Here is a 19421-nt window from a genome sequence, read left to right on the forward strand (position 1 = left end):
GTATCTTTAAAACGTTTAAGGAAAAAGATTTGGTCTGCGTTTTTAGGCTGGTGGATCATCTGGTGTGAAATATATCGGTTTGAAAAAAGTATTCTGTTTGATTCTGAAAAGAGAAGCTGATTCTCATGGTAGGATGGTTAATCATTTAAGCAACGAGTAGTTTGCTAGTCTAGATTCTTTATATATGCAGTACCTCTTCCTGACCCTACTTTTATGATGTATCCATCTTTCAATAAATCAGAGAGTGCTTTTTCAATGGTTGTAACACTGATATCGGGATAAGTGTCAGCGATTTCTCTCTTAGATAGTTTTCCCACCTTTTTATCGAATAGATCTTTTACTCTTTCTGATTTCCCCATTTTATCTATAGCTACAGTTTCGACCCTATCAGAGAAGTCTTTATACGCTTTCAATAAAATACTTAGGTAGTATGTTACAAAAGGCAGATAACTGTTTTTGTTTTCGTGCCAGCCTATAGAGCTTTCATGAAGGGTTTTATAATAACTCTCCTTCGTGCTTTCAATGAGCATTTCTACACTGATATACTTTCCAACAATATAGCCTTGCTGGTAAAGCAGTAAAAGTGTTAAGAGTCTGCTCATTCTACCATTACCATCATTAAACGGATGTATGCTCAGAAAATCCAATACAAACTTTGAAATTAGAATTAACGGGTCAATTCTCCCCTCATTTATTGCCTCATGATAAGCAGTACATAACTTCTCTACTGCTTCGGGCGTTTCAAAGGCGGATAAGGGTTTAAAGCGTATTCGATGAATTCCTCTTTCGTCCACTTCTTCAATAACATTGTCCTGATTCTTATATCGGCCCCCATAGGTGGAGGGGTGAAAACTATATAGGTCTCTGTGCAATTCTAAGATTACACTTGACCTTAAGAGAATGTAATTATAATTTTCATGGATTGTTTGTAGCACTTCCCTGTATCCTGCAATCTCCTCTTCATCTCGATTCAGAGGTTCTGCCTTTTTGGAAACCAGTTCTTCAAGCCTCGAATCAGAAGTGAATATTCCTTCAATTCGATTAGATGCCCCGGTACTTTGAATCTTTGCTACCTCCAGCATGGCTTTGAGTATATCTGGTTTAGCCCTCATGAAAAGTTCTTGTTTTCCTTTATACTCATGAATCTGAGATACTAGATTCATGATTTCAGGAACCAGTAATTCACTGTTTATACTTTTGTAATTAAACTCCTTCACTTCTTCACCTGCCTATTTTTGTTTCTATATGCATAATTTTATCATCATTATATGCAGATAACAAATAAAATATGCAGATAAATCTCTTCGAAACTCGCAACGCCTATAGAATCGTTCTGATCATCTTGATTGCGGTTTCGTAATCAAAAGACACTAAAGAATAAAGTGTTTTGTTTTCCTGCCTTAGAATAGGAAAACCATTTGATTCTACTTATAACTAGGAAACAATGAATTATGATACTGGAAGAGTCTCAATGATCCCTAATCGCTACGGGAATATATAGATGCGGTAGAGCTTATGAATGAAGAAAAGTAAATACATGACACCGCCTGATGCAGCGGAAGAGGATCGTAAACCTCACTCCGCTGCATTTATTTGACTTTTATGCCATCAGCTCAGAAGAACACTTTCTTAATAGAAACGAAGCCTTAATTTGAACACCAAAATATTATTGAGATTCCCTTAAGGAAAAAATCCTCCTGCCGATACTAAGAAAAGACAGGATGATGGAGACAAAAGACGAAATAATGAAAAAGAGGGGAAAGAAATGGGATTTTACAACAAAAGAAAAAGCATCCGCACCAAAATGCTTCTGGTATTCTTGCCAATTCTACTGGTCGCTACAGGTGCCATCGCAGCAGTTTCAGTAACAGATGCAAAGAGCGCGCTGGAAAAGCAAATCGAGGAGCGTGTCGGAAAAGAACTCACGGCCATCTATGAATCCATCGAGCATGAGTTCACCGCCCATGAGAAAGTGGCAGAAGCCGTGGCATCGGTCTATCGTGCGAAAGGAAATACGCTGGAGAAAAGTGACTACAAGGTGATGCTGGAAGAGCTGGTCACCATGAACCAGAACACCCTAGGCAGTGGACTATGGCTGGAACCCAATAAATTCAGTCCTGAGGACTATTACTTCGGGCCCTATGTCTATCGGGATGGGGACAGCATATTGTATACGGAAGACTATGAAACAGAAGAATACGACTATCCCAGCACCGACTGGTATCTGGCAGGTAAGGCCATCAAAGAAGACAGTGTATGGACCAGTCCATACTTTGACGAAACCACAGGCATCACCATGATTACCACATCGCTGCCAATAATTTCATCAGGCGGATTTCAAGGTGTTGTCACAGCGGACTATGATCTTTCCACCATTCAGGGAAGAATCGGAGAAGTTCAGCTGGGCGAGACTGGATATGCTTTTCTTCTGGACCAGGAAGGGCTCTACATCGCCCATGAGGATGAAGAGAAGGTTATGAAGGTCAACATCACTGAAGAGGAAGAGATGAAAGGCCTTGCGGTGAAGATCAGCGAAGCGCCCTATGGGAAAGCACCTGTAACACTGAATGGAAAAGACTTTGATGCTTATTATCTCACCTTAGCCAGCACCGGGTGGAAGCTGGTGGTCATGGCACCCATCGATGAGCTCTACAGTGCAGTGGATGCCATGGTCCTGAAAGGAGCAATAGTAGCCTTTGCAGTTCTTCTTCTGGGCTCTCTTCTCATCAGCCTTTACAGTGCGTCCCTTACCAAAGGAATCAAAGGCTTTGTACATAATCTTTCTTTCCTTGCAGAAGGAGACTTCACAAAGCCTGTGGAAGTGAAAACTAAGGACGAGCTGGGCCAGATGGGAGAATCCTACAACCAAGTGCTGAAGGATTTAAGAACCATGGTGGAGCAGGTTTCTGGCAATGCGGAAGAAATGGCAGAGCTTACAGAACTTCTTGCAAGAACCTCCGGAGAAGCTTCCCATGTGTCCGATGAAGTGGCCAAGACCATCGAGGAGATCGCAAAGGGAGCCAGCGATCAGGCACTGGACACGGAAGTCACCGCAGAAAAAGTCTATGATATGGGTAAACTTATGGAGGAAGATGAGAAAGAACTGAGAAACCTCAATACGGCTGCCATGGCCATAGAAAAAGAGAAGGTGGAGGGGTTTGAAACCCTGAAGAAACTGGTGGAGAAAACTGAGGAAAGCAGTAGAGCCACAGAGGAGATTCATCAGTCTATCCTAAAGAACAATCTCAGCGCTGAAAAGATCGACAAAGCCAGCTCCATGATCCAGAACATCTCAGACCAGACCAATCTTCTGGCACTGAATGCTGCCATAGAAGCTGCCAGAGCAGGAGAAGCTGGAAGAGGGTTCTCCGTCGTTGCAGAGGAGATCCGAAAGCTCGCGGAGCAGTCTGGAACTTTCAGCAGCGATATCAAAAACGATATTAAAGAACTAAAAGAAAACTCTATTACAGCTGTAAAGGTCATGGAAAAGGTAGTAGAGATCATCAGCGATCAGGAGAGCAGTGTCCACACCACTGAAGAGAAGTTTGAATCCATAGCAAGTTCCATCGACGATATCAGGAAGGTGCTAAGGCTTCTCAATGGCTCCTCCCTTAAGATGAATGAGAACAAGGAAAAGATCATTGAGCTGACTCAGAACCTCTCTGCCATTTCCGAGGAGAATGCAGCTGGAACCGAAGAGGCCTCTGCAGCCATAGAAGAGCAGGCCGCTACCATCAATGAGATTGCGGCCAGTGGAGAAAAGCTGCAGCTGATCTCAAACCGTCTGAAAGAACTCATTGAGAAGTTCAAAATATAAGATAGCATCAGAAAGGGTTCTTCCAACTTTGGAAGGATCCTTTTTCATTGATGAAAAGGAAGGTCATACATCAGGAAGCTAATAGAGGAAGGTTTTAAGAGGAGCAGTGTTTTCAATGGGGGGTTATAAGTGAGTGGATATAAGTATAAATATTTATTGACAGAGTATTCAGAATAAAGTTAATGTAGTACTAAGACTTTGAAAAGAAGAAGGTGAAGGTAAATGAAAGCAATTGTTCAGAAAAGATATGGAGACTACAAAGTGCTTACCATTGAAGAGGTAAATAAGCCCAAACCCGGAAAAGGAGAGGTGCTCGTAAAAGTACAGGGCGTATCTCTCAATGCTCCGGATTGGAGGCTTCTAGAAGGAAAGCCCTTTATCATAAGGTTCAGCTCAGGACTGTTCAAACCCAAAAATCCCGTGAAAGGCGGAGATTTCTCTGGCACCGTAGTGGAAACGGGGGAAGGAGTGCTGAATCTGAAAGTGGGAGATGAAGTATATGGGGACCTTGCTGACAGCGGTTTTGGTGCATTTTCAGAGTTTGTTTCCGCTAAAGAATCCATTCTTTCGAAAAAGCCGCATAACTTGAGTTTTCTGGAATCCTCAGCCCTGCCTCTGGCCTCGGTCACAGCCCTTCAAGGAGTTAGAGATGCAGGCAGACTGAAAGCGGGAGAAAAGGTGCTGATTTTAGGCGCCTCCGGTGGCGTTGGCACCTATGCTGTGCAGCTTTCCAAATACTTTGGAGGAGAGATCACGGCTGTGACCTCAAAGAAGAACTTTTCCCAGGCGAAAGCACTGGGGGCTTCGGAAGTGCTGGATTATAAGACCATGGATTACGAGAAGCTCAGAGGCTCCTTTGATCTCATTCTTGGCGTGAATGGGCACTATCCGGTGAAACTCGTGAAAGATCTTCTAAAACCTCATGGGCGGTTTGTCCTCATTGGCAGCAGCTCCACAAAAGAGCTCTTAAGAATGTCCATCTTTGGTTCACTGCTCTCTAAAAAAGATGGGAAGAGCTTTCAAGTGCTCATGGCAAAGCCCAGTGGAAAAGATCTGGCCTTCATCGCTAAGCTTGCAGAAGAAGGATCTGTAAAACCTGTGATTTTCAAAGAAATACCATTTGAACAGATACCAGAGGGCATAAAAGAGCTTTCCGAAGGACATGTGCCAGGAAAGATTGTCTCAAAACCACCGCGATAGAAAACTGAAATAAAAACCATAGGAAAAGAATTTCAAACCCGATGATATCCGGAAGAGAAGTTCTTTTCTTTATTTATGAACATCTCTCATTTAGCCTGAAACATGATGGATGTGATAGAGAAAAGAATGAAAAGTAATTATAGAATTATCATCCGTTCTATTATAGAATAATAGTATAAGTGTATTCTGGAGGATAAGGTATGGAAATACTGATACTAGGAATTATTCTATTTATACTATTTCTAGAACCCAAACGGCGTGAGTATAGGACATCAGGATATAAGGAAGCCAGCGGAAAAACCATGATGGAAGTTTTTCGGGATAAAGGACTCTATGGAGAATACCAGACCTTTTTGACCCTGGAGAAACTGGATGGATATCACAAGCTTCTCACCAATGTGTATATTCCAAAAGAAGATGGAACCACCACGGAGATCGATCTCATCATGATCGCAGAAACTGGAGTCTACGTCTTTGAATCTAAAAACTACAGTGGATGGATCTTTGGAAACAATAGGCAAAAAGAGTGGGTTCAAACCTTGCCCGGAGGAAAAAAGTATTCCTTTTATAATCCCGTATGGCAAAATGACGGTCACATCAAAGCATTGGAAAGCGTTGTGAAGATGAACCATCCGAAGCTTTTCAAATCCTATATTATCTTCAGTGAACGGTGCGAGCTGAAGAATGTGGAAGTTTATAAAGAAGAAGTGGAAGTCATAAAACGAAACCAGTTGAGGGAGTTTCTGGAGAAAGACTTAAGAAGAAGAGAGGAGATCATGACCACTTGGACGGTGGATGGACTCTATTATCACCTTTCCCAGTATGCGCTTCAGAAAGATGATGTGAAGGTAAAGCACATTGAGGGTCTTCGCAGCCGAAAAGAGAATCCGTAAAAGAAAAGAAGACTTCAGAACATAAGCTGAAAAAGCTCACGTTCTGAAGTCTTTTGCTATTTCTTATTTTGCGTTTTTCTCAAAGTTCCAGGAGTCTCTCACCATATCTTCAATGGTGAAGGTGGTCTTCCACTGAAGTTCTTTCTCCGCTTTCTCTGCGTCTGCGTAGCAGGTGGCGATGTCCCCAGGACGTCTTCCCACGATGGCATAAGGCACTTCTACCTGATTTTCCTTGATGAAGGCCTGGACCAGTTCCAGCACGGAGGTGCCTTTTCCGGTGCCAAGATTGTAGATATGCACGCCTTCTGTGAGATGCTCAATGGCCTTCACATGACCATTGGCGAGATCCACCACATGGATGTAGTCTCTTACACCTGTTCCATCCACGGTGTCGTAATCATCACCGAAGATGCTGAGATTCTCAAGTTTTCCATTGGCCACTCTTGTGACAAAAGGCATCAGGTTGTTTGGAATACCATTGGGGTCTTCTCCGATGAGGCCGCTTTCGTGGGCGCCTACAGGATTGAAGTATCTGAGAAGCGTTACAGCAAATCTGTCATTGGCTGCAGCGGCATCAGTGAGGATGCGCTCACTCATGGCTTTGGTTTCTCCATAGGGATTGGTGGTTTTCATGAGGGGCATATCCTCTTTCAGTGGAGATGGCTGATCTCCATATACGGTGGCGGAAGAGCTGAACACAAACTTAGGGATGTCAAACTCTATGGCAAGTTTTGCCAGCACCATGGTGGAAACCAGATTGTTGTAGTAATAAGCAAGAGGCTTTGCCACCGATTCACCTACGGCTTTCAGGCCTGCAAAATGGATGATACCGTCAAACTTATGTGCCTGGAAAATATCCCGGACCTTGGCTTCGTCCGTTACATCCGCCTCATAGAAAGGAATGGAGACTCCCGTAATGGTTTCGATGTGGGACAGTACTTCAATTTTACTGTTCACCAGATTGTCTGCTATGACCACCTGATGACCGGATTTAATCAGTTCTATGCAGGTATGGCTTCCTATGTAGCCAGTACCTCCCGTCACAAATATATTCACGTGTTGTCCTCCTCATGCATTTTATTCATTTCTTCCTCATTATACGCCATAATGGATGAAAGTTTCCATGGTATCTTCTAATTTGTGTCATTTTGTCTATGGAAAACATAGATGAGTATAGGGGAAATACACGGATGAAGAATGAAAATGTTAGGAAGGAAGAGGGGGGATAGAAGAGTCTTTGGTAGATTCAGAAAAAAATTGAACTAAATTGTAAAAACTAACAGAAATTCTTAATAATTATAGAATTATCAAGGTGTTAATGCTATAATTCAGGGTGTAACATCAGAATCATATACCTTGTATGAATAGATGAGTTTTTAGATGGTGTATGTATTATTAAGATTGTGATGAGATATGTTTTTGTAAAGTGAGGGGGATCCGATGTTAAGTAAGAATACACGAAATTTACTGGTGAAGACAGGCGTGGTACTGACGCTTGGTTTAAGTAGTGTCATAAATCCAGCCATCAGCACACCGGTTACAGTGGAAGCATCCACACTGGTTAATCAGACTCAGGGAGTGCTTACGGTAAAAGCACAGTCTTTATGGTCTTATTCCAGAGCAGACTGGAATGCAAGAACCAAGGTATTTTCACAGGGCACCAAACTGAATGTGGTGGCCAAGTATCTGGTCAGCGGCAGAGAGATGTACAAACTGTCCAACGGTCTTTATATTTCAGCCAATACCCAGTATGTTTCTTTTACTGCCAGCGGTGGAACCACAGTGGTGACTCCAGAAGCGCCAAGACCTACATCCCCTGCAGGAACACAGACAGCTAAGACAACAGCGAACTTAAATATGAGAACGGGTGCCTCTACAAGCAAGAGCATCATTCTGACCATCCCTAGAGGTGGACAGGTCACAGTGCTTTCTTCCAGCAATGGATGGTCACAGGTGACTTATAATGGAAAAACTGGTTATGTTTCAAGTCGCTATTTGGGATCTTACAGCAATGTAACCTCAAATCCAGCACCACCTACAACGCCAGCACCACCTACAACGCCAGCGCCATCAACGCCGACTGCACCTTCCACCAGTCAGACTACAACCACAGCGAACCTTAATATGAGAACTGGTGCCTCTACAAGTAACAGAGTGATATTAACCATTCCTAAAGGAAAGGCAGTGACTGTGAACAGCACATCTGGAGGCTGGTGCAACGTGACCTACAGCGGCAAGACAGGCTGGGTGTCGAAAGCTTACTTAAAAACTGTAACAGTAACAGCACCAACCACACCGTCTCCAACACCAACGCCAACACCGACGCCGGAAGCTCCGGCTGGTGTTGGAACTGCCAGCACCACAGCGAACCTCAATCTTCGCTCCAGTGCATCCACAAGCAGCAGCATCCTGCTCACCATTCCAAAGGGAAAGACCGTGACGGTGCTGAAGGTTTCTGGTGGATGGACCAATGTGACTTATAGTGGAAAAACCGGTTGGGTGTCCAACGCCTACCTGACAAAGGTTGTGGCGAATCCTACACCTACACCTACACCTACACCTACACCTACACCAACTCCGGAACCAACGCCTACACCAACACCAGAACCACCAGTGGCAGAAAAGAAGCCTCAAGTGCTTCTTTTGGAAGATCTCAAGTCCAGCTATAACAATGTGGACGTTACCGTGAGCGGTAGAGCTCTGTCTTATGATGGCATAGTTTCTGTCACTGTAAAAGTGGATGGAAAAGATATGACTGTGAAACGCGTGGCAAGACCGGATCTTAATACTTTATACAGCGATGGGTATAACCTGGAGAATACTGGGTTTACCTTTACAATACCAAAGGCATCCTTAGCTCCTGGACTACACAAGATCGAAGTGGAGAGTAAAGGAAAAGATGGTACAGTGAAAAAGAGCTCACTAAGCTTTACCATGATCAAGCCATCTCCAGTGGTCACCATCGGAGGTCTTTCAGATGGCGGTGCGGTACCATCGGGAACAGCAGTTGTAACAGGATCCACCTCTTATGTAGATGGTGTTTCATCCGTAAGATACTACATCAATGGCGTTCAGAAGGGTACGCTTCCAGCTGGAAACTTCTCCTTTAACGTCAGTGCAGGAGATTTCAAGGCTGGGATGAATACAGTGGCAATTGAAATCACCGGAAATGACGGCACTGTATACAGAAGCGGAATTGTTCTGAAGGGTGCAGGTACGGAGAACTTTGTATCTGAGCAGCAGTCCAAGACCAGGGATGAGTATGCAGCCCTTGAATACAACAATAGCATCACGTCCTCCAAAGACTTCAGAACCATTGAATCCTATATTGATCCTGTAAACTACATCTACAGCGATGCGGATAAGTATATGTTCCTTCAGCTGAACTATACCAAAGGACAGATGTCTATTACGGCGGAAGACCTGAATCTGATTCTCAAAGGAAAAGGTGTCCTGGAAGGAATGGGGCAAGCGTTCCTTGATGGGGCAGACCTTTATGGGGTGAATCCTTTCTACCTGATTACCCACGCCATCCATGAGACTGGACACGGTACCTCTGTTTTGGCGAAAGGACAAATGGTGAAAGATACCTACACTAAATTCGGTGATAATTCTACCATCATTGTGGACGGTTTGCCTGAGGAACAACGAAAAAATGTCTATAATGTCTTTGGAATAGGTGCCTGGGATGTGAATCCAAACTTCTGGGGGGCCCAGAGAGCATATAAAGAAGGGTGGTTCACCGTCGAGGACGCCATCAAGGGTGGAGCCAAGTGGATCAGTGAGAATTACATCAACCGTTCCACCAAGCAGAATACTCTATATAAGATGAGATTCAACATGGCAGAGAACATGAGCCATCAGTATGCCACGGATCTCGGATGGGCTATTAAGCAGGCGGGCAGACTAAAAACTCAGATGGAAGACTATATCAAAGCGGGCGGAAAAGGACTCACTCAGACCTTCATCTATCCAACTTTTAAGAAGTAAGAATTTTTTATGAAAGCCACCTTATGAGAAATAGGTGGCTTTTTCATACAAGTAGTTGCGATGTTTCACTTTTATATTTCAGTAATTATGTTAAGGAGAAGTTTAATGAAGTTAGTTGATATTATGAGGAAGCCTTCTCGAAATATATATGAAGTTTTACTATCAGGTAATCAGTCACTGACAAAAACCAATTCAATACAAATAGCACAGTCAGAGGAAGAAGTACTGGGTATTGTGAATGAAGAGAAAGAAATTATTGGGGAAGTAAAGAGGGAGCTGATAGTATTTCTCGTGGAGAAATGTAATGAATACATGAAAAGTGTAGTATTGGAAAATATAGAAGAAGGCATAGTTGCTATCGATAAGTCGGGAAGAATTTTTTATGTGAATTCCATGTATGCTGTGATTTTAGGAGTGCCAGTCCATAAAGTCATTGGGAAGTTCATGCATGAGATTGAAGAGGGGGCGTCAATTCTCGATGTTCTAAAAACCGGTGAGCCTATTCATCAAAAAAACCTTAGGATTAAATCCATAGGAAAATATGTGGATGTGAAAATCTATCCTATTATGGAAGACGAACAGATTGAGGGAGCTTATTCTATTTTTAAAGACATAACAGAACTGAAAGAACTTGGTAGAGAAGTGCGGCGTGTCAGAAATGTAGCAAGTGATTATTTAAGGCAAAATGAAGCGCTGAAAGAACTGAAAAATCACAATATCATTGGAGAAAGTGGACCATTTCTTGATGTAATCTCAAAAACACTGATTGTAGCACCAACGGATATTTCTGTGATGGTCAGAGGAGAGAATGGTGTTGGCAAGGAAATATTCGCACAGTTGATTCATAAAAACAGCCTAAGAAAGAAAATGCCAATCGTTAGCCTTAATTGTGCCGCAATACCCGAAAACCTCATTGAAAGTGAACTTTTCGGGTATGAGGAGGGTGCATTTACTGGTGCAGTTCGTCAAGGCAAAGTAGGGAAATTTCAACTGGCAGACAAAGGAACTTTATTCCTAGACGAAATTGGTGATTTACCGATGCATCTTCAATCTAAACTTCTCCGGGTTCTCCAGGAAGGAGAAATTCAGCCTTTAGGAAGCAAGAAAAGCCTAAAGATTGATGTGCGGATCATCACGGCTACGAATCAACCTCTGGAGACTCTTATTAAAGAAAAGAAATTTCGTAAAGATCTCTATTATCGTTTGAATGGAATTTCATTATTCATACCTCAGCTGAAAGAACGTGGTACGGATGTAATCCTCCTGGCACAGTATTTTCTGGAGAAGTTCAACAAAGAGTTCCAAAAAGAAGCCAAAATATCCAGAGAGGTCTACAATGCATTTATGAATTATGATTGGCCAGGAAATGTGAGAGAACTTATTAACTGTATGAAATCTTCAGTGCTTTTGTGTGCAGACAACCTCATTACTCTAGAGGACTTGCCTTCGGGCATGACTGAGATGGAACCGGAAATGAGATCAATGGTTTCGGAAGAGGTGCATCCTTTATTGGAAGAAGAAGGAGCGCTCAAAGATCGTATAAAAAAGTTTGAACAGTCCATTATTCTCCACACATTAGAAAAGCACAAAGGCGACTACAATACAGCCATGCTGGAGCTGGGGCTTGCCAAGCGTACCTTTTATCGCCGTCTAGAAGAGATTAAAGAAGAGGTTGGTAAAGAATAGAAAAAATGTCAAAATTGGCACTAGTGACAAATTTGGCATTTGTAAAGTGTGAACTGTGTCAGAAATGGCATGGTTTTTCTTATGCGTGATTTTAGATACCAATCTGTGGGTAATCGTTTCCAAAGGTTTTCGGTGTTTTGGAGAAGTTGGCATGGAAATTGCTATAGTATAAGTGAAGAGAAAATTTGGAGGTGCTTCATGAAGAAAAAAATAACAATTGGTGGAGGGCAAGGGTTCTGGGGGGATAGTCCGGATGCGGCCATAGAGATGATAAACTCCCAACATCTCAACTATATGGCCATGGACTTTCTTGCGGAGCTGACTTTATCAATTATGCAACGACAGAAACTTAAAAATCCTAAAGCAGGATATGCAAGAGACTTTATTGGCATTATGAATGAAATTATTGAAACCGCTCAGAAAAAAGGAACTAAGATTATTACGAATGCTGGTGGAACCAATATTATCAGCGCGGTGGAAGCGCTTGAAAAGGTAGTTCGGGCGAAGGGCGTAACTAATTATAAAATTGGTTATGTCCTTGGAGATGATATTATGGATAAAATGCCCATGTATATGGAGCAAGGAATTCCATTTATCAACACAGACAATGGCCGAAGGCTGGAAGAAATTAAAGACAAGATCGTTAATGTAAATGTGTATCATGGTCATGAGCCCATTGAAGAATGCCTTAGAATGGGTGCGGATGCCGTCATTACAGGAAGATCCTCTGACTCTGCACTCTTTATGGCTCCATTGAAATATGAGTTTGGTTGGAAGAATGACGACTACGATCAGTTGGCAAGAGGGATTATGGTAGGGCATCTTCTGGAATGTGGAGGCCAGGCTTCTGGAGGAAACTATGACTATGACTGGAGAAATGTACCTGACATGGATCTTTTAGGGTTCCCTATTGCTGAGGTTGAAGAAGACAGTCTTGTGATTACAAAATCAGAAACATCAGGAGGACTGATCACGGAGCAGTCTCTGAAAGAACAGATTCTATATGAAGTACATGATCCTGGGAACTATATCACACCAGATGTTAACGTAGACATCAGTGCTGTCAAGTTGAAAGAAGTTGGGAAAAACAGAGTTGCGGTAGAAGACATCAAAGGAAAAGGAAGACCAGATCAGTTGAAGCTTTGTGTGGGTTATCTAGATGGCTATAAAGTCGAGACGTTCTTGTCTTTTGCATATCCGGATGCTTATGAAAAAGCTGAATACGCTTCTAAGATCATCATGAAAAAAATGAAACGTAAGAACCTGGTGTATAAAGACATCAGAATCGACTACATCGGCTTGAATGCTCTACATCTGAATACAGCAGACCTCAGCGAAGAACATGTGAAGAATCTGAATGAAGTGGTGCTCCGAATTGCCATCCACACAGAGAAGAAAGAAGAAGCAGAGAAGATTGTACCTGAAATTGCCCCACTACAGCTCAACGGTCCTCCTGGCTCGAGTTTCTTTGGCGGACGCGCCAAGGTTCGTGAAGTCATTGGATTATGGCCAACCTTTATTCCTAGAGACGCAGTTAATCTGACATCCCATGTACTGGAGGTGAGATAATTGAGACAAGTATTCCTGAATGAACTTGCACATGGAAGATCCGGAGATAAAGGAAATATCAGCAATGTTTGTATATTCGCAAGAAACCCTAAAGATTATGAACTATTGAAAGAAAAAGTCACTATTGAAAAAGTTAAAGACCATTTTGGTGATATGGTAAAGGGGGAAATCATTCGGTATGAAGTTGATTCATTATGTGGAATGAACTTTGTGATGTATGAAGCTCTCGGTGGAGGAGCTACTCTATCTCTAAGGCTGGATAGTCTGGGGAAGTCTATGGCATCCGCATTTATGAGAATGAAAATTGAACTGGAGGATGAATAAATATGAAAAGCAGCAGTTATAGAGGGTTTTACAAACTTCCATTGGAGGAAAGACTACGCATTATTAGCGAGTTTGCAGAGCTTAGTGATGAAGAAAGTAATATTTTAAGAAATCCTGATGCCCTTCCTGAAGAAATTGCAGATCATATGGTAGAAAATGTAATAGGAAGATTTACCCTGCCAATGGGCGTTGGTATCAACTTTAAAATCAATGGGAAAGAGTATATGATTCCCATGGTGACTGAAGAGCCTTCCGTTATTGCAGCTGCTAGTAATGCAGCAAAAATGGCAAGAGACGGAGGTGGTTTTCATGCAAGTTACACAGGATCTATTATGATTTCTCAGATTCAAATCACAGATCTTACCAATCCAAACTATGCAGCGATTACGATTCAAGAGCATAAAGAGGAAATTATTCAAATGTGTAATGATAAAGATCCAGTTCTAGTAAAGTATGGCGGTGGTGTTGTTGATGTAGAGACGCGCGTTTTGGATACAGCAGTAGGAAAAATGCTTATTGTTCATCTTAAAGTGAATACTTTGGATGCCATGGGAGCCAATGCAGTGAACACAATGGCAGAAAGTGTAGCTCCTTATTTAGAAGAAATCACTGGTGGAAGAGTCTATCTTAGAATCTTATCTAATCTTGCAGTTCATAGACTCGCAAGAGCGAGAGTACAGGTGCAGAAAGAGACATTGGGTGAAGGCGTAGTGGATGCAATTCTAAGAGCTTATGCTTTTGCAGAAGTGGACCCATTCAGAGCAGCGACACATAACAAAGGTATTATGAATGGGGTTGTTCCAGTAGTTCTTGCCACTGGGAATGATACAAGAGCCATAGAGTCTGGAGCTCATGCATATGCGTCTATTACTGGGACCTACAAACCACTAACTGTTTGGGAAAAAGATCATGATGGAAACCTAGTTGGTACGATTGAGCTGCCTATGGCGGTAGGACTCGTTGGTGGAGCCACAAAAATACATCCTCAAGCACAAGTGGCGGTGAAAATGCTTGGTGTAAAAACTTCCAGTGAGCTTGCAATGATCATTGCTTCCGTAGGTCTTGCTCAGAACCTGGCAGCGTTGAAAGTGCTTGCCACGGAAGGTGTTCAGAGAGGACATATGTCCCTTCATGCAAGAAACCTTGCAACGACAGTTGGTGCTAAGGATGATCTCTTAGAACAAATCGTGTCTATTATGATAAAAGAGAAAAATGTCAGGCTTGAATACGCTGAAGAACTGTTCAATAAATTGTCCACAAAGTAATGGGGGTGCAGTATGAATCAAAAAAATAAAAAACTACAGTATACAGAAGTATGGGGAGATACTGTAATTATCAGAGAGCTATTCACCGCAGTCCTAATCGGGATTGTACTCACAATGAGTTTTTATCTTTTGGGAGAAAAGATTTTCGTTGGCAATCCAAACATTGAAGAAAGTTTAGCCAAGGGATACTCACTTCTTATCGGCATAACAGGATGTATTCTTTCTGGTGCAATTTCTGCAAAGCTTTTTAGACCAAAGCGAAATATTGAGGAAAAGCTGGAGCAGAACGAAGTGGAGGAGATACTGAAACTTGCAGGTATGACCCTAGAAGAAGAGACAGAGGCACTTAGTATTGTTGACCCAGCAATCATCAAAGAAATGGAAGATTTAGAACTATGGAGTTTTTTAGCTCTGATTCCAGAAGGTACACCCAATTATAAGCCTGAATACAGGGAAAGAAATGGAGGGAACTAATTATGACAATCACACCGGTTTTACTCATTCAGGCCTTTCTAGCGGCCTTTGTTGGTGGTATTTTATTCTCAATCATCGGTATCATCCCAGGTACAGATGAGACAGCCACCATGGCGCCATTGACATTGATATTGGTTCTTCTTGGATTACATCCAGTAGTTCTATTTTCCTGGTTTATCGGCATTATTGTTGCTATGCAAATTTCACATACAATTCCAACTGCGATGGCTGCACTTCCTGGATCTACCATGGCTGTACCCATGGTGTTAAATTCATCCATTGCAAAAAGAATGGGAATCCCCCACATCGCTATGAAGAAAATGGCGGCTGGATCTCTCATCGGATCGATTATTGCAGTACCAGTTTCTATTCTGGCGGCCCTTGTATTATCACCAATAGGTGATTTAGTTCAACCATATATTGGATTGATCTTTACCCTTGGTGCCATGTTTATTGCATATATGTCCAAAGCCAAATGGGGAGCGGTCGTAGCACTCTTACCCTTTGCTTTTCTGATTCAAGGCTTCCAAAGAATATCCATGGAAGCAGTTGGGAAGAATCTTTTCATATCAATATTCATGGGGATTACGATTGGGCCAATGATATCAGAACTTTTCAATGTACTGGTACCAAGCCTTCGTGAGAGGCAGATGAGAGATAAAGAGAATGATATTTTTCTGGCTCCAGAGCCAAAAGGAAAGCATTCTTTGTTCCCAAATCCTTTTAAGATTTTCAGTAAAAAAGGAAATCGTGATATTGCTGTTACTTCGGCAATTTCAGCAACTACGTTTACATTTTCTCCAGTTGGAATGACTGTACTTCTTGGAGAATTGTTCGGGGGAAAAAGAAAGGAGCTTTATGATCGAGTTACAACCTCTCTAGGGATTCAAGATGCTGTAAGTAACGCGACATATATCGGAGAACTTATAATTCCACTTCTAGCTTTTGGAATCCCTCTTTCACCCGTAGCATTGGGGCCCGCAGCGGCTCTCTTCAATGCGCCACCTGTATTCACAATTGACCCAATAAACAATTTGCACAGCTTTTTAACCACATGGGATTATCTGCTCTATGGAGCCATTGGTGTCATAGGCGGCGCAATGATTGCATATCCGATGGCCATCAGAAAAGCTAGATCTTGGACAGAGATGATGTTCAGAAAAATTAGTCATGAAGCGTTGATAGGGGCATTTATGGGGTTAATCTTCATGTTGGCGTTCTATGAAGCAGGTGTATTCGGAGTGTTTGTAGCGTTGTTTATAGGATTCTTTGGTGGTATTCTCCATAATATCTTTGGAATCCATACAGGAGTTCAGTTCATGGCATACTATGCTTCCGCTTGGATTGTGACAAATCTTATTACTTTCTCTAGTTTATTCTAATCAGATATTCACAAAAGTCCATCGTGCTTGTGCATGATGGGCTTTTGTGATGAGTTGATAATGCTGGTATGTATTCCAAGTGGAAGAAGTAACAGGATGTGATATCATAAGAATAAAGGAGGAAGAAAAATTCATGGAAATTCGGCATACAACAAGTCAAAAGCTGGATCATCAGTTTATGCTTTCAGAAGAAATGCAATATGGACTGAGAGTGTTGTTCATGTCAGCAGTCTCTTTAAGAGAACATATTCAAGAAGAGTTCTTATGCAATCCTCTTCTTGAAATGGAAGACATTTCTCAGGAAGAGCAACTGAATACACCAGACGACTCATCTGAGGTATTATCTAAAGAAGACTATTATGAACGTTCTCATAGGCAAAATGGCGAAGAGTTGTATTCGTTAGACTATATCGCTAATAGAAAAACACTAAGAGAAGATTTAGTTGATCAGATCAATACAATGGAATTCAATGAAGAAATTAAAAGAGCTGCGCTTTATATTATAAGCTCTTTGGATAATGGGGGGTTCTTTGTAGATGGAATAGAGAATGTGTCAAAGGCGCTTGGTGTATCCCATAAGACAGCAAAAGAAGCTCTGTTCCAAGTTCAAAAATTAGAACCTCAAGGAGTTGGATGCTCTGGCGTAGTAGATTTCATTCTTTTTCAGCTCAAACAAAAAGGAAAAGATACTACCCCATATGAACAGCTTATTGGATGCTATCTGAAAGAACTTGCGAATGGAAATATCAGGAAAATATCGCAGGAGATGGGTTTCTCTCAAGAGTTTATAAGAGAACTCATTCACCAGATTAAGAGTGTACGCTTCGTACCATCAATGGGTTACTTAACAGAAGATGAAAATATAAGTTTTATACCGGATGTCGAAGTTAGGGAAGAAGACAATAAACTAGTACTTCATAGAGTTCAATGGAAACTACCAAAACTAATCCTGAATACGGGGTTAGCTAAAGCTCAAGTCGATACAGATCTGAAAGCATACCTTCTGGAGCATTATAGGAAGGGAGAACAGCTTATAAAATCCCTGGAGATGAGAAAGAGCACCCTAGAAAAGGTATCGCTGATTCTTATAAGACGCCAAGAAGAGTATCTTTTGGGGAAATCAGAGTTTTTGAAATCCTTAAGCATAAAACAGATTGCGGAGATCCTTGGAGTGCATGAATCTACAGTCAGTAGAACATTAAATGAAAAGTATATGAAAACTCCACGTGGCATAATACAGTTGAAGAATTTACTTAGCGGTACGGTTAATAATGATGCTAAAGAATATTCAAAGAGTCAGGTGGAGTGCGCTATACTAAAAATCATTAGGGAAGAAGACTCGTCCAAACCACATTCAGATCAGAACATCACAGATATTCTGAATAAAAATGGAATTTTAATAAAAAGGCGAACAGTATCAAAATATCGTGAAGAAGCTGGAATTCAATCTGCGAAATTACGCAGACTTTGATCATCTGAAGGGTTCATAGTAATTTCGAGGTATGTTATCCCATGAAGAAGAAAAACTCAGGATAAAATTTTTATTAAATGACATCACTGTGTAGTATAATAGGTGAGGATAAATAGTAAAGTGAATGGGTGAAAAGAACATTGAATGAAAAAATACAGGCGAAAAAAGCCTATGAAGAAGCATTGAAATGCTATGAAGAAAAAGACATCACAGGAGCACTCTCGATCCTTAAGGAAGCAATGAAGGTGCATCCCAAGGATCCGGATCTTCTGAACCTCCTGGGGCTTATGTGCCATCTCTACTGTGACTTTGAGAAAGCTTATACTGCATGGCATAAAAGCTTTTCCCATATGAAGATTGGAAATAAAGCAAAAGAGTATCTTTCCTACTACAGCTCTGAGGAGTTCAAGACCCTGAAGGAAGTCTATTTAGAAGGAACAAGGAGTCTGGAGCGGAAAGAATATGAGAAGGCTTATGGCATTTTCGAAGTGCTTTTAGAGGGCAACCGAAACCTTGTGGGGGTGCCACTAAAACTTTCGGAGTGCGCTCTGGGGATGAAAGAGAAAGAAAAGGCAAGAAAGCATCTGAAAGAGGTCCTTTTAATGGATAGAAATAACCCTTTGGCAAAAGAGCTTCTGGAGGGCATGGAAGGTACAACCCATGGGCAGGGCGTAAAGAAGAAGGTGCTCCTCACCATGTCAGGAATTCTTCTCCTCCTCTTCGTTTCACTTCTTTTTGGATTCTACCGCTATAGTGAAATGGATAAAGAGCTGAAAGAAGTGAAGCTGCTATCGGAAGAGCTAAGAAAAGAAGTAGAAGGGTACAAAGCGGAGAAAGAAAAACTGGAGGTCCTCCTTCAGCAACTGGAGACAGAAAAAACACCTGAGGAAGGGGAGAAAGAAGTGGAGGCACCTCCAGCTGAACCTATTTCTGGCACAGAAGTGGAGATTTTTGAAGAAGGCCTTACCGCTTACAGGGCAGAAGACTATGAAAAAGCCATCAGGTATTTTACCCATGTGGCAGAGGAAGGCGCTTTAGAAGCCTACCGGTCCGAAGCTGTCTACTTTCTCTCCGCCACCTATAAAAAGCTTTTAAACCCGGAGAAGGAGAAGGCGTATTACAGCAGGTACATCGAAGAGTTTAAAGAGGGAAACTACTATGCGGAGGTTCTCTACCACTATGGACTTCTTCTTTATGAGGAAGGCAATCTTACGGGCGCAAAAGAAGTTCTAAAAATAATCCCGGAAGATGTGCCCGAAAGTCCTTACAACAACTCCAGAGTGGAAGCAGTGCTAGAGGAGACACCTTAACAAGATAAACCCTAGAAACAGGAGCCTTTTTCAGGCTCTT

The 19421-nt window shown here is 41.9% G+C and carries 14 protein-coding genes; 12 read left to right on the top strand and 2 right to left on the bottom strand.

Translation table 11 applies throughout. The features are described from left to right. Nucleotides 1-164 precede the first annotated feature (164 nt). Nucleotides 165-1217 (bottom strand): Fic family protein, encoded by a 1053-nt coding sequence (locus tag T487_RS0113680; protein ID WP_031577694.1) that lies wholly within the window; start codon nucleotides 1215-1217, stop codon nucleotides 165-167. A gap of 548 nt (nucleotides 1218-1765) precedes the next feature. Here T487_RS0113680 and T487_RS0113685 point away from each other — a divergent pair. The 3 genes from T487_RS0113685 (at nucleotide 1766) to T487_RS0113695 (ending at nucleotide 5910) form a co-directional block, all read left to right on the top strand. Beyond that, a complete protein-coding gene (locus T487_RS0113685; RefSeq protein WP_031577695.1) occupies nucleotides 1766-3817 on the top strand; it encodes a methyl-accepting chemotaxis protein in 2052 nt (683 codons plus the stop codon). Between the two features lie 222 nt (nucleotides 3818-4039). Then, nucleotides 4040-5017: an NAD(P)-dependent alcohol dehydrogenase gene (locus T487_RS0113690; protein ID WP_031577696.1), complete on the top strand. Its 978-nt coding sequence runs from the start codon at nucleotides 4040-4042 to the stop codon at nucleotides 5015-5017. A 200-nt stretch (nucleotides 5018-5217) separates the two neighbouring features. After that, complete coding sequence (locus T487_RS0113695; protein ID WP_036909564.1) at nucleotides 5218-5910, top strand: nuclease-related domain-containing protein; 693 nt, start codon at nucleotides 5218-5220, stop codon at nucleotides 5908-5910. Between the two features lie 63 nt (nucleotides 5911-5973). Here the strand turns inward: T487_RS0113695 and galE are convergent, their stop codons facing one another. Next, complete coding sequence (gene galE, locus T487_RS0113700) at nucleotides 5974-6966, bottom strand: UDP-glucose 4-epimerase GalE (RefSeq protein WP_031577699.1); 993 nt, start codon at nucleotides 6964-6966, stop codon at nucleotides 5974-5976. 384 nt (nucleotides 6967-7350) lie between these two features. Here galE and T487_RS16080 point away from each other — a divergent pair, with 384 nt between their 5' ends. From T487_RS16080 to T487_RS0113750, 9 genes are all read left to right on the top strand, one after another. Further along, nucleotides 7351-9900, top strand: coding sequence for an SH3 domain-containing protein (locus T487_RS16080; protein WP_051651739.1), 2550 nt, complete (start codon nucleotides 7351-7353; stop codon nucleotides 9898-9900). Nucleotides 9901-10005: 105 nt separating this feature from the next. Next, nucleotides 10006-11586, top strand: a complete 1581-nt coding sequence (locus tag T487_RS0113715) for a sigma-54 interaction domain-containing protein (RefSeq protein WP_031577700.1) — start codon at nucleotides 10006-10008, stop codon at nucleotides 11584-11586. 198 nt (nucleotides 11587-11784) lie between these two features. After that, the gene (locus T487_RS0113720) at nucleotides 11785-13155 is read left to right on the top strand and encodes an acyclic terpene utilization AtuA family protein (RefSeq protein ID WP_031577701.1); all 1371 of its coding nucleotides are present in this window, start codon (nucleotides 11785-11787) and stop codon (nucleotides 13153-13155) included. Then, the gene (locus T487_RS0113725; RefSeq protein ID WP_031577702.1) at nucleotides 13156-13479 is read left to right on the top strand and encodes an AtuA-related protein; all 324 of its coding nucleotides are present in this window, start codon (nucleotides 13156-13158) and stop codon (nucleotides 13477-13479) included. A 2-nt stretch (nucleotides 13480-13481) separates the two neighbouring features. Further along, nucleotides 13482-14744: a hydroxymethylglutaryl-CoA reductase, degradative gene (locus T487_RS0113730; protein ID WP_031577705.1), complete on the top strand. Its 1263-nt coding sequence runs from the start codon at nucleotides 13482-13484 to the stop codon at nucleotides 14742-14744. A 12-nt stretch (nucleotides 14745-14756) separates the two neighbouring features. Further along, nucleotides 14757-15218 (top strand): hypothetical protein, encoded by a 462-nt coding sequence (locus tag T487_RS0113735; protein WP_031577706.1) that lies wholly within the window; start codon nucleotides 14757-14759, stop codon nucleotides 15216-15218. Nucleotides 15219-15220: 2 nt separating this feature from the next. Next, nucleotides 15221-16600: a tripartite tricarboxylate transporter permease gene (locus tag T487_RS0113740; protein WP_074542612.1), complete on the top strand. Its 1380-nt coding sequence runs from the start codon at nucleotides 15221-15223 to the stop codon at nucleotides 16598-16600. Nucleotides 16601-16679: 79 nt separating this feature from the next. Beyond that, complete coding sequence (rpoN, locus tag T487_RS0113745) at nucleotides 16680-18071, top strand: RNA polymerase factor sigma-54 (protein ID WP_143004590.1); 1392 nt, start codon at nucleotides 16680-16682, stop codon at nucleotides 18069-18071. A gap of 140 nt (nucleotides 18072-18211) precedes the next feature. Beyond that, entirely contained in the window at nucleotides 18212-19381 is a 1170-nt protein-coding gene (locus T487_RS0113750) for a tetratricopeptide repeat protein (RefSeq protein WP_031577710.1), read from the top strand. Nucleotides 19382-19421 lie beyond the last annotated feature (40 nt).

The sequence above is a fragment of the Proteiniclasticum ruminis DSM 24773 genome (assembly GCF_000701905.1).
Classification (GTDB): Bacteria; Bacillota; Clostridia; order Clostridiales; family Clostridiaceae; genus Proteiniclasticum; species Proteiniclasticum ruminis.

Excerpts from the sequence above, each read along its gene's own strand:
- T487_RS0113735 (WP_031577706.1), top strand. The coding sequence starts at position 14,757 with ATGAATCAAAAAAATAAAAAACTACAGTATACAGAAGTATGGGGAGAT.
- T487_RS0113720 (WP_031577701.1), top strand. The coding sequence starts at position 11,785 with ATGAAGAAAAAAATAACAATTGGTGGAGGGCAAGGGTTCTGGGGGGAT.
- T487_RS0113690 (WP_031577696.1), top strand. The coding sequence starts at position 4,040 with ATGAAAGCAATTGTTCAGAAAAGATATGGAGACTACAAAGTGCTTACC.
- T487_RS0113685 (WP_031577695.1), top strand. The coding sequence starts at position 1,766 with ATGGGATTTTACAACAAAAGAAAAAGCATCCGCACCAAAATGCTTCTG.
- T487_RS0113740 (WP_074542612.1), top strand. The coding sequence starts at position 15,221 with ATGACAATCACACCGGTTTTACTCATTCAGGCCTTTCTAGCGGCCTTT.
- T487_RS0113695 (WP_036909564.1), top strand. The coding sequence starts at position 5,218 with ATGGAAATACTGATACTAGGAATTATTCTATTTATACTATTTCTAGAA.
- T487_RS0113715 (WP_031577700.1), top strand. The coding sequence starts at position 10,006 with ATGAAGTTAGTTGATATTATGAGGAAGCCTTCTCGAAATATATATGAA.
- T487_RS16080 (WP_051651739.1), top strand. The coding sequence starts at position 7,351 with ATGTTAAGTAAGAATACACGAAATTTACTGGTGAAGACAGGCGTGGTA.
- T487_RS0113730 (WP_031577705.1), top strand. The coding sequence starts at position 13,482 with ATGAAAAGCAGCAGTTATAGAGGGTTTTACAAACTTCCATTGGAGGAA.